Origin of the sequence: Egibacter rhizosphaerae (genome assembly GCF_004322855.1) — a bacterium.
GTDB classification, from domain to species: Bacteria; Actinomycetota; Nitriliruptoria; order Euzebyales; family Egibacteraceae; genus Egibacter; species Egibacter rhizosphaerae.
Genome location: NZ_CP036402.1, coordinates 1,539,627 through 1,549,868, shown reverse-complemented (window position 1 = coordinate 1,549,868; position 10,242 = coordinate 1,539,627). Strand labels below are relative to the sequence as shown.

The window sequence follows — 10,242 nt, the reverse complement described above, 5'->3', positions numbered from 1 at the left end:
CCTCCTTAGCTCGGGCTCGCCCGCAACGCGGTCGCGAGCTGACGCAACCGCTCCTGCCCCGTCGTCGGTCCCTCGACCGGCGACAGCTGCGGCGCAGCCTCCTGGCGCGCCTGCATCGCCTCCTCCGCGGGCGCGGCCGGCTGCAACCCCGGCTGCGCCTGCGGCGCCTGCGGATCGTCCTGCATCTGCTGCATCTGATCGGCCTCGCGTTCCTGCGCGGCCTCCTGCGCGCGCTGCACCGCGTCGACCTGCGACTCGCCGCGCTGCATCGCCCGGATCGCCTCGACCGCGTCCTGCACCAAGATCTCGCCGCCCGCGACCTGCTGCGCGAAGCTCACCCCGAACGCGTCCTCCAACCGTTCGAGGTGGATCTGATGCTCGGCCTCCTCGTGGTCGGCGATCATCGGATGCTTAATCCGCGCGGTCTTGCGGTCGAGCAGGTTCGCGCCGACCATCGACCCGATCGCCGTCGTCGTCTGCGTCACATCGGCACCCGCGATCGCGTAGCTCACCGCATTGTTGCGGCCACCGTCGGCGGTCTGGTTGTGCTTGGCGGGCTCGAACGCGAACACGCCCCGGTCGGCGGGCCACCCCGAGAACCGCTGGTGCCTGCGCCGCGGCCAATAGCCCTCGTCGACAGCGAACACCATCTCGTTGACCGTGCGCAGCGCGTACTCGGAGACGGTGTGCATCTCTTGGATGCGCGGGTCGAGGCTCATGTCCTGCATCGCGTCGAGCGCGCGCCCGGTCCGCAGGCTCGACGGCGTCTCGCCCTGGAACTGCGGCAACGCGCCCGCGTTCGCGCGCACGCCGCGCTCCAACCGGTCGATCACCGGCTGCGCCGCCGGCCCCGGCCCGTCCTGCAGCACGCCGAGCTGCGCCACGCCGCGCAGCCGATTCATACGGCCCGTGTGGCCCGGCTGCCAGTTCCCGTCGTGCGACACGATCTGCGGGTCCTCGTTTTCGCTGCCGACGAGGTAGCGGTCCTGGAACACGGTCTTCTCGGCGGCCTTCACGTCGAGCGCCATCATCTTCGCCCACAGGTCCGAGACCGGCACCGCGTTCTTCACCTGCGCCATCACGCGGTTCAACGTCACCCGGTAGGGCACGTGCGCGGTGCACCGGCCCGCGCGGTTCGGCCACCGGTGCAGCGGCGCGGACACCTCGGGCTTGTCGGCCAGGAAGTTGCGGGTGCGCGACCAGTCGGGCTGGCGAGGCCCGAGGATCCCGAGGACGATCTCGTCCTCGTCGATCCACTCGAACACGTCCCACACCTGCGACTCGGGGTTGACGCGGTAGTTGTCGAGCACGTCGCGCACGTCGTCGCCGTACTGGGCGAGCAGTTCGGCGCGCGTCTTGCCGTACACGAACGCGCAGTCGCGCGGCGCGCGGACCTCCTCGGCGTCGCGCGGCTCCGGGTAGCTCGACAGCGGATCGCGCAGCACGATGCGCGACCGGCGCTCCTCGAAGTCGGGCACCACCGCGAACGCCATCGACCCATAGCCCGCGTAGTGGCGGAACGCGCGCGCCATCAAGATCGGCAGCGCCGAGTAGTCCCACGCCGAGTAGAGGTTCTTGCGGCGCCGACGCGCCCAGTCGGCCGCGGTCTCGTGCGTCACCCCGTCGCCGACGACCTTCGGCACCTCCACGTGCGGCATCACCGACGCCGCGCGCATCGCCGTCTGGTCGATCGCGTCGGCGAGCAGGAACGGCACGGGCGCGTCCAGCTCCTCCTCGTCGTCGACCTCGGGGATCGGCACGCTCCAATCGCCCTCGTAGCGGTCGCGCACCTCGATCATCTCGCGGATGCGCTGCGAGTCGCCGTCGCGGCGCGTCCGCACCTTGTGCAGGATCTCCTCGAACTTGTCGTCGCGCGCCGGGCGGACCATCAGCGCCTCCCCGAAGTCAACGGCGTGTACGCCACCGGCTTCCAGCCGGTCGGCCGGTCCCACTGCGAATCGTCGGACGGCGCGGTCGGGCGCATCTGCTGCCACCTGATCCATGCGATCCACAACGACATGACGCGGTCCTGCTTCAACCGCGAGCCGCGCACCGGCCGCCACGCCTCAAGTTCCTGCACCAGCGGCTCCATGCGCCGCCGCGTCCACCCGACCTCGCGCGAATCGGGAAGCTCGTGGCACGCCGAGCACGACGCGACGTCGCACTCGCCGTCGCGGTGCCACGGGACCTCGATCTCGCGTTTCAAAAAGCTGCGCGCCATCGTCGCGATGCCGAGCTGTTCGAGGTCGTGGGAGACCTTCTTCTTGTCGGTCGTGTGCTCACGAATCGAGAACCCGTACTCGCGCGCGAGCGCGCGCAACCGCTCGTCCTTCTGCAACCCCCGCTGGAACGCGTTGATCTCGATGCGCACATCGACCGGCCGATACGCGCTCGCCCACCGCTCCAACCGGTCGAGAATGTCCTCGGTGCGCGACAGCCCGTACCACTCGTGACTGTCGAGCACGCGCGCGCGATCCGGCCAATAGGCCAGCGCGCACAAGCTCGTGTAGCCCGCCCCCAAGTTCGGGTCGACGCCGATCACCACCGGCGCGGCCTGCTCGTGCTCAGCCAGCGGGCCCGCCGCCATCGCCGGCTGCTTGCACTCGTCGAGCGCGTCGCTGGGGAACGTCGCGTTCTCGCCGAGCTTCGGGCGCATCATGTACGCCGCCGCCCACGACTGCTCGCCGACCTGCTTGCGCACCTTCGGCAGATGCTCCTTGGGGAACACCACCGGGTCGACCGGCTCGCCGTCGCCGTCGACCACCGGGAACTTGAGGTAGTGGTCGACGACGTCCTCCTCGATCAGTCGCTCGTACAGGTCGCCGTGGTCGAGGCGCGTTCCCAAGATCACCACGCGCCCGCGACCCGGACCGGGCCGGCGAGTGAAGATGTCGAGGCGGAGCTTGTCGAGCTTCTTCTCGGTCTGGTCGACGTCGTCGATCGTCTGCGGGTCGTCGATGATGATCGTGTCCGCACGCGACCCGTAGATCTGCGACGTCCACCCGCGCGCGGTCATCGAATAGTCGCGGTGCGACAGCGTCGACGTGGCGACCGTGAAATGGTCCTGCGCCCACGGCTTGCCGCGCTTCTCCTGCCCGTACTCCTTGAACGGGCCGAACCTCGCGATCATCTCCGCCGTCAAACTCGTGTCGGTGAGCAGCGCCTGCATCCGCCCGACCGACTTCTTCGCGTGGTCGAGGCTCTTGGAGATGTTCAGGATGCGATGATTCGGGTCGGTCGCGAGCTTGCCGACCGCCCAGTTCTCCAACGTCGTCGTCTTCCGAGCGCCCGGCGGCAACAACACCAGCGTGATCTCGCCCTCGCGCGTGCCCTCAAGCGCGCGATGGATCGCCGCGGTGTAGAAACTCTGCTCGACCCGTCCGCCCTCCGGGCTCGGGATGAACGCGCGCTCGAAGTCCTGCAACGTCCCGTTGAACCCGGACGCGTCGCCGCGCGCCCGCTGCCCCGCCAGGTCGGCGCGCGCCGCGAACTCCGGGTCGCGCTGACGCCACCGCTGATACGTGTTCAGCGCGACACCGACCTCCTGGCACGCGCCCGCCACCGTGTGGCCGGCGTGGCGGAACTGCAGCCAGTCGGCCTTGCGTTTCTCCGCCGCCTGAGAGATCCGCGCCGTGTTCCGCGCGTGCGGCGTGAGGTTGTCGGTCGCGCTCATCGCCCGCGAGGGTACACGCCTTCACCCTGTTGACGACACAGCGCAGCCCTGTCACACTCCCACGCGTCGCAACGGCCCTTCGGGTGCGTGACGTCGCTTGGGGTGAAAGCCCCCAGGGTCCCCGCCGGCCCTGGGGGCTTTCTTATGGCCGAGGTCGTTGACCACAACCAGAGCCTGTGCCACCCTCGTGCCCCCCAGACGACGGGACCACAAGGAGGGGCTGTGAACGACAAGGCGACCGAACGAGTCTCCCGAGCCGCCAGCGTGCTCACCCTCACCGCCCTCGCACCGTGGCTCGCGAGCTACATCGGCTGGCCCACCAGCCTCGCCATCGCCATCTGGATCTTCTTCGCGTTCGACGACCGCATCCCCCAACCCACCGCGGAGGAGGCGACTCGTGCCTAGCCACTACGCCGACCAGCCGCCCGCAGCCGCGCCCACGCCACGCACCGACGGGCGCGGCTTCTACGACACGTTCCAGCCCAACCCGCCGCGCCGCCAGCGCCGCAACCAACGCAGCGGCACGAACTCGGGTGGGGCGCGCAGGCGACAGCCCAGCCGCGGCAACTACCGGCGCGGCAAGCGCGGCTAGGCGCTCCACGATGGCGAAGGGGCTCGACTGGGAGAAGGCGCGCAGCCGCGAACGCGGCCGACGCGGCTCACCTGCCTACGCGCCCTCCCGCGACCTCGAATACGCGCCCGGCGTCACCCGAGCACGACACCCGGGCGCCTGCCCCGCGTGCGAACACCGCATCGCAACCGGGCAACTCATCCAAGGCTCAGGCATCAGCGAACCCGGCTACCGCTGGGAACACGCGCGATGCCCGAAACAGCGCGCTGCTGCCGGCGCGCGTCCCGGCGAGGAGCGGGGCAACCGATGGCAGCCCGCTAGGGAAACGTAACCGGCCGGAACTGTGAGCTAAGAGACAAGCCACGGCCCCCAGACCCGCACGCGTACCGCTGGACAGCACCCACAGCAGGTGGACGAGCGCAGCGGGCTACGGCGAGTCGGGGGGCCTCAAGGTCGGAGTGACGCCCCTAGCGTGAGACAAAGAACGGCCTGCGATCCTTTAGGGCTCAGAACGGGGGGCACAAAACCACGCGCCATACCAGAAGCCCCGGGCGCGAAGACACCACGCAGGAGATCGCTGCGAAAAAACGGACCGGCGGGCGGGCGGCGGGGACGTAGGGCCAACCGCCGAACCCCACCCACCCCAAAACCCCAGCACACACCCCCAACAACACCCCCCCCAACCCACCAGCCACCCGCCTAGTGACCCCCACAACACCACCACAACCCCCACCGTCCACCACACCCACAACCCCACAGTCAGGGCGTGAGCGGGGGGTGGGGGGTCGGCACATCGGCCGGTTGCCTCGATGAGCAACCCCCCACCCCCTATCCGCTCACGCTCGCCGACGATGGCTGTCAGGTTTGACTGGTTGTGGTTGGTGGGTGGGGGTGGTTGGGTTGGTTGGGTTTGGGTGTGCGGTGGGTGCACCCCGTGCCGGTAACAGGTTGACCCTGTTGCGCTCGGGGGTTACGATGCGGTCGCACGGTACAGGTTGGCCTTGTGGAGCTAGGGAGGGATTGGCGATGCGGACGATGGTTGGTAGGGCTCGTGCGGAGGCGATGCGCAACGGCCTCGTGCGGGTGTCGATGCGTGGCAGTGGGCTGGTGGCGTTGTTCGATGCGAGCGGTGAGCCGTTCGACGGGACTGCTCAGGCGTTGCGCGGTGATGCGTTCGCTGCGGCGCGGGATGCGGCGCGCGCGGAGGCGGAGCGCGCGTGGGGCGAGCGGGAGGTGGTCTAGGTGCACGCGACACGGGTACGCACGTTCGATCGTGACGGGCGGCAGGTCACGCGTGCGGAGTGTGTCACGTGCGGCTCGCACGGGCCGGAGCGCGACGGCGGGGATATCGACGTTCTCGCCGTCGCGCGGGCGGACGCGGGACGCCACGAGCGGGAGGCGGAGTAGCTGCAGCGCGGCGCTCATGCCTCGCGCGTGGGCGTCTCGGTGCCGCTAGGCGCCACCCCTGTAGGACGGATCAGAAGGGATCAGCGATGGACACTGTGACCACTCTCACCGAGGCGCGCGTGCGCGTCGACCAGCTCGCCGACGACCTGCACCGCGCGGCCGATGCCGTGGAGGTGTCGGAGGCGGGCACGCTCGCGCGGATCCGCGCGCACAACATGCGCACCACGGCCGACAAGATCGCCGCGGCGGCGGGCAGCTCGTCGCCGTTGGGGCCCGTGGAGGCGTCGGCTCGGTTGATGCATGAGTCGGAGGTGTTGGCCGCGAACGGTCGCGAGCGTGAGGCGGTGGCGTGCGAGCGCGCGGCCGCCCGGATCGCCTTCGAGTAGCGGCAGCGCAGAGCCCATACGCGCCACGGTGCGGCGTGTGGGCTCGACGGTGCCACTAGCCCGAGGCGCCAATGGGAGGGATCAGCGATGGCAACACAAGTCACGATCGACGGCGCCACGTTCGAGGTCAGCGACCGCGGCCGCGTGTTCTGGTCCGACGACTGGGGCCGCGTGATCGGCTGGGCGATCCGCAGGGAGCACGGTCTCCGCGATGTGCACTACGGGGCGGAGACCTACGGGCACGTCAGCGTGCACTTTGATGGGCAGTCGACCGGAGGGAGTCGGTGATGGAAGCTGCACCTGTCTCGCGGTGCCGTTACTGCGGCCTCGCGATCACATACGAGACCGACGAGGCCGCCGACGGGCAAACCCACACTTCGTGGTGGGCCGAGGACGATACGCGCGGATGTGCCGGCCAGGGCGAGTGGGGCGAGGTTGTGGAGCATCGCCCGTATCCCTCGCCGTTGTCGTCTGCCTCGGTCCCCTGGCCGGGCATCGATGAGGCGCGCCTCACATAACAGGTTGACACCGTACCCGCAACGGGTGTACCCTGTACCCGTCAGCCCACATAGGAGGGATCAGCCATGACGCACCGCCGATACCTCGCCCCAACCGAGACCGCCAAGCTGCTACGCAAACACCTCCGCGCCACCTTTCCCAGCGCCAAGTTCAGCGTCCGCACGAGCAAGTACGCCGGAGGGGCAAGCCTCCGAGTCTCATGGACCGACGGGCCCACCGACGACGAAGTCCGCGCGGCCACCTCGCTATACGAGGGCGCCGACTTCGACGGCATGACCGACTGCAAGCACTACCGAGATTCCATCCTCGCGCACCAGGACGGCACCGTTGAGGCCGTGCACCACGGCGCGGACTTCATCTTCACCCACCGCCAGCTATCTCCCGAGTTCGTGCGTGCCGCTAAGGACTTCATCGCGCACCAGGGGCGGCAGGTGATCGGGGGGAACGGGATCGGATGCTACGGGCGCGGATGTGCCGCCCGCGGATTCGACGATCCGGGATGGGGCGCGCGCGGCCGAGACGGCGAGCGCGTGTGGGCGTGCTCGATCGAGTGCGCAGCGGAGATCGAGATCCGAAACGGCCAGATACGACCGACGAACAAGGAGGTGATGCGATCCGCGAGCTAGGTGCCAGCGCGGCGCCCACACCCACCAGGCGGGGGAGGTGTGGGCGTCCCGGTGGCCCCATAGCCCAACGAGGCCACCTAGCCCTGTACCGCCAACACGGAGGGATCAGCGATGAAAGCCACACTCGCCACGCGCGACCTGAAAACCGCGCTCGCCGAAACCAAGCGCAGCCTCGGCAACCGCGCAAACCTACCCGCACTTTCCGGGGTCCGCGTCACCGTCGACAGCATCGACGGCGTCACGCTCGCCACAACCGACCTCGAACTCACCACGTGGGCGCGCGTCGACACTGCCGACGCGCTCGACGACGGCCACGCGCTCGTGCCGTTCGCCGCGCTCGACAAGATCGCGCGCAAAGTTGACGGCGACACGGTGACGCTGCACGTCAACGGCGACCCCGACCGGCTCCGCATCGTCTCGGGCGACGCGGACGTGTCGCTGCGGACGATGCCGGCCGACGACTACCCGCCGCTGCCGCAGCCCGACGGGGTCGACTGGCGCGACCACTCGGACCACCTCGCATGGTTCGCGGCGATGGTCGAGACCGCCAGCTCGGACGACGCGCGGCCGGTTCTCACCGGGGTGTGGTTCGGTGACGACGGGATCGTGGCGACCGACAGCTACCGGCTCGCGTGGGCCGCCACCTCGTCGCACCTGCACCGCCTCGTGCCGAGCCGCGCGCTCGACGCGGTCCGCAAGTCGAAGGTCAAGACGCTGACCGCCGCCCCGGGGGCCGACAATCCCGGCGCGGGACTGCAGGCTGCGTGGTTCCACGGGGCGACCGGCCGACTCACGCTCACGTGGCACTCGCGCACCATCGTCGGCAAGTTCCCCGACTACCCGCAGTTCTGGCCCGACAAGACCGAGGGCGCGGTCACCGTCGACCGCCAGCGACTGCGCAAGGTCGTCGACCGGATCGGCTCGCTCACCGGAACGCAGCCCGTCGTCCTCGCGATCGACAGCGGCCGACTCACGGTTGAGGGCGGCACGGGCGAGACCGGCGAGGCCAGCGAATCGGTCGCAGTCGAGACAGGCGGCGAGCCCCCCGAACGGATCGCGTTCAACCCGCGCTACCTCACCGGTGGGCTCGGGATGCTCGACGGAGACCGGGTGACCGTCGAACTTCGCGACGAGGTGAAGCCCGCAGTGATCCGAGACGCGGAGGGGGGTGATGAGTTCGGGTACTTGTTGATGCCGGTCCGCGTATAGCGCGGGCGGGCATCCGAGGCTGGCCCGCCGGGATGGTCTTTGGGGAAGGGGACCGGACCGGCGGGCCAGCCGCCCTAATCGGTCGATCGTGGATGGAGGGACGACGATGCACCCGGATTCGATGGAATCGCCAGAAGACGAGATCGAGGCGCCGACGGGCACGCGGACCGTGCTGCTGCCCGTCGAGGAGCTGCGCGCGGGCGACTACGTGTGGGCCGGCACCGACTTCGGCTTCATCCGACTCGCCGACGACCCGATGTTCGACCATGCCGGCGACGTGATCTTCGGTGACTCGTGGGAGGAGGTCTCCCCAGTCGCCAACTACTCGCTAGACCGGCTCCGCTGGCTGCCTAGGGGGTCGATCGTGCGTGCTGCTGTTCCCACTCGCACGGACCTCCGGGCCTCGTTCCGCAACGTCGGCGCGGTCATCTATGGGCAGGCCCCCGGAACCGCTCCCGTCGCCATTGCCAGCACGGTCACAGACGCCGAACAGCTCGTCCGCCTCGCCAATGGCGACAGCCCCTAGGCCGACCGACACGCTCGACGCACGAAAGGACGCGCGCCATGAGCCGCCTCGTGTTCCTCGACATCGAAACCACCGGGCTCGACCCGGACCGCCACGAGCCGTGGGAGATCGCCCTCATCGTCGACGGCGAATCCGACGAGCGCGTCTACCGACCGAAGCCCTCACTGAGGACCGCGGACCCTACCGCGCTGCGCATGACCGGCTTCTACCACCGCACAGAGACCTTCGAGTGGACGTGGGAGTACCCGCCCCACGTAGCGGATCGGATCGCGCCGGTGCTCGCGGGCGCGCACCTCGTCGGCGCGGTGCCGAGCTTCGATGCTGCGTTCCTTGACCGGTTCCTGCGCGACTGGGGCCAGGCGCCTGCGTGGCACTATCACTTGATCGACGTGGAGGCGATGGCCGTCGGCTACCTCAACGGGCGGGCCGACTGCGGGGAGCCGATGCCGGACCTGCCGCTGCCGTGGCGCTCGGATGACCTCGCGCGCGCCTGCGGCGTCGAACCAGTCAGCGACGACGAGCGGCACACCGCCCTCGGCGACGCCCGCTGGGTCCGCAGGTGGTACCTCGCGCTCACCGAGGCGGCCTCGTGAGACCGCCCGTGCTGCCACCGTACTGCCACGAACAACCCGCCACGTGGCAACACAAGGCCACCCCGTGAACTCCACAAGCCCCGAGACCAGCAACAAACCAGTCCAGCCAGTGCCACGCACAAGGCCATCCCGTAGGTGTGGAGTACGCGATGCTGGGCGGTGTGAGCGCCGCTGCGTGTGGCGGGCTGGTGGAGATCTTCACCGAGCCCGACGTGCTGCGGATCATCGTCGATGCGGTGGTCGACACGCTCGGCGACACCGTCGGCGGATGGTTCTGAGCTCCCGGTCGGGGGACGCGCGCAGGCGCGTCCCCCGACGCGACCACCGGTGGGCGGAACGGGGCAGCCAGGCCGTCGAGCTCGCCCTCTTGTTGCCCGTCGTCGTGCTGCTCGCGGTTGCCGTCGCACTCTCCGCGGTCGTCGGTGCCGACGTGGTCGCCGCGCAGACCCTCGCGCGTGACGCGGCGCGTCACGCCGCGGTCGGCGATACCGCTGCGGCGGAGCAGGCGGTCGCGGACGCCGCGCCGGCCCCCTACGAGCTCGTCGTGGAGCCGGCGAGTCCGCAACCCGGCCAACCGGTCACCGCGAGGGTTCGGCTGCAGGCCCGGGTGCTGCCCGAGCCGTTCGGACCCGCGTGGCTGCCCGAGGTCGAGGCGACGATGCAGGTCGAGGAGCCCCCGTGAGAGCGCCGCAACGACGATCGCGAGGCTTCGACGCAGGGGGACGTGCGCCA

The 10,242-nt window shown here is 69.9% G+C and carries 13 protein-coding genes; 11 read left to right on the top strand and 2 right to left on the bottom strand.

Going from position 1 to position 10,242, the window contains the following annotated elements; all coding sequences use genetic code 11:
- Positions 1 to 5: 5 nt before the first annotated feature.
- Together ER308_RS07120 and ER308_RS07115 are read right to left on the bottom strand one after the other, a co-directional pair.
- Complete coding sequence (locus ER308_RS07120) at positions 6 to 1,889, bottom strand: hypothetical protein (protein ID WP_131154334.1); 1,884 nt, start codon at positions 1,887 to 1,889, stop codon at positions 6 to 8.
- Positions 1,889 to 3,673: a hypothetical protein gene (locus tag ER308_RS07115; protein WP_131154333.1), complete on the bottom strand. Its 1,785-nt coding sequence runs from the start codon at positions 3,671 to 3,673 to the stop codon at positions 1,889 to 1,891. Before ER308_RS07115 ends, ER308_RS07120 begins: the two co-directional genes overlap by 1 nt.
- Positions 3,674 to 3,895: 222 nt before the next feature.
- Between ER308_RS07115 and ER308_RS07110 the strand changes: the two genes are divergently transcribed.
- From ER308_RS07110 to ER308_RS07065, 11 genes are all read left to right on the top strand, one after another.
- On the top strand, positions 3,896 to 4,078 hold the full coding sequence (locus tag ER308_RS07110; protein WP_131154332.1) for a hypothetical protein: 183 nt from the start codon (positions 3,896 to 3,898) through the stop codon (positions 4,076 to 4,078).
- Complete coding sequence (locus ER308_RS07105) at positions 4,071 to 4,265, top strand: hypothetical protein (protein ID WP_131154331.1); 195 nt, start codon at positions 4,071 to 4,073, stop codon at positions 4,263 to 4,265. The genes ER308_RS07110 and ER308_RS07105 overlap by 8 nt, the downstream gene beginning before the upstream one ends.
- A gap of 1,005 nt (positions 4,266 to 5,270) precedes the next feature.
- Positions 5,271 to 5,486 carry a hypothetical protein gene (locus ER308_RS07100; RefSeq protein ID WP_131154330.1) on the top strand — a complete coding sequence of 72 codons (216 nt, stop codon included), beginning with the start codon at positions 5,271 to 5,273 and terminating at the stop codon, positions 5,484 to 5,486.
- Positions 5,487 to 5,651, top strand: a complete 165-nt coding sequence (locus ER308_RS21435) for a hypothetical protein (protein WP_165491883.1) — start codon at positions 5,487 to 5,489, stop codon at positions 5,649 to 5,651.
- A gap of 86 nt (positions 5,652 to 5,737) precedes the next feature.
- The gene (locus ER308_RS07095; RefSeq protein ID WP_131154329.1) at positions 5,738 to 6,037 is read left to right on the top strand and encodes a hypothetical protein; all 300 of its coding nucleotides are present in this window, start codon (positions 5,738 to 5,740) and stop codon (positions 6,035 to 6,037) included.
- 87 nt (positions 6,038 to 6,124) lie between these two features.
- A complete protein-coding gene (locus ER308_RS07090) occupies positions 6,125 to 6,325 on the top strand; it encodes a hypothetical protein (RefSeq protein ID WP_131154328.1) in 201 nt (66 codons plus the stop codon).
- 296 nt (positions 6,326 to 6,621) lie between these two features.
- Positions 6,622 to 7,182 carry an LPD29 domain-containing protein gene (locus ER308_RS07085; protein WP_131154327.1) on the top strand — a complete coding sequence of 187 codons (561 nt, stop codon included), beginning with the start codon at positions 6,622 to 6,624 and terminating at the stop codon, positions 7,180 to 7,182.
- 111 nt (positions 7,183 to 7,293) lie between these two features.
- Complete coding sequence (gene dnaN / locus ER308_RS07080) at positions 7,294 to 8,391, top strand: DNA polymerase III subunit beta (protein WP_131154326.1); 1,098 nt, start codon at positions 7,294 to 7,296, stop codon at positions 8,389 to 8,391.
- 121 nt (positions 8,392 to 8,512) lie between these two features.
- The gene (locus ER308_RS07075; protein ID WP_131154325.1) at positions 8,513 to 8,917 is read left to right on the top strand and encodes a hypothetical protein; all 405 of its coding nucleotides are present in this window, start codon (positions 8,513 to 8,515) and stop codon (positions 8,915 to 8,917) included.
- 38 nt (positions 8,918 to 8,955) lie between these two features.
- The gene (locus tag ER308_RS07070; protein ID WP_131154324.1) at positions 8,956 to 9,510 is read left to right on the top strand and encodes a 3'-5' exonuclease; all 555 of its coding nucleotides are present in this window, start codon (positions 8,956 to 8,958) and stop codon (positions 9,508 to 9,510) included.
- A 268-nt stretch (positions 9,511 to 9,778) separates the two neighbouring features.
- Positions 9,779 to 10,192: a hypothetical protein gene (locus ER308_RS07065; protein ID WP_131154323.1), complete on the top strand. Its 414-nt coding sequence runs from the start codon at positions 9,779 to 9,781 to the stop codon at positions 10,190 to 10,192.
- The last annotated feature ends 50 nt before the right edge of the window (positions 10,193 to 10,242 follow it).

Coding starts and splice junctions, on each gene's coding strand:
- ER308_RS07065 (WP_131154323.1), top strand. CDS start 9,779: ATGGTTCTGAGCTCCCGGTCGGGGGACGCGCGCAGGCGCGTCCCCCGA.
- ER308_RS07070 (WP_131154324.1), top strand. CDS start 8,956: ATGAGCCGCCTCGTGTTCCTCGACATCGAAACCACCGGGCTCGACCCG.
- ER308_RS07085 (WP_131154327.1), top strand. CDS start 6,622: ATGACGCACCGCCGATACCTCGCCCCAACCGAGACCGCCAAGCTGCTA.
- ER308_RS07100 (WP_131154330.1), top strand. CDS start 5,271: ATGCGGACGATGGTTGGTAGGGCTCGTGCGGAGGCGATGCGCAACGGC.
- dnaN (WP_131154326.1), top strand. CDS start 7,294: ATGAAAGCCACACTCGCCACGCGCGACCTGAAAACCGCGCTCGCCGAA.
- ER308_RS07115 (WP_131154333.1), bottom strand. CDS start 3,673: ATGAGCGCGACCGACAACCTCACGCCGCACGCGCGGAACACGGCGCGG.
- ER308_RS07095 (WP_131154329.1), top strand. CDS start 5,738: ATGGACACTGTGACCACTCTCACCGAGGCGCGCGTGCGCGTCGACCAG.
- ER308_RS07075 (WP_131154325.1), top strand. CDS start 8,513: ATGGAATCGCCAGAAGACGAGATCGAGGCGCCGACGGGCACGCGGACC.
- ER308_RS07090 (WP_131154328.1), top strand. CDS start 6,125: ATGGCAACACAAGTCACGATCGACGGCGCCACGTTCGAGGTCAGCGAC.
- ER308_RS07120 (WP_131154334.1), bottom strand. CDS start 1,889: ATGGTCCGCCCGGCGCGCGACGACAAGTTCGAGGAGATCCTGCACAAG.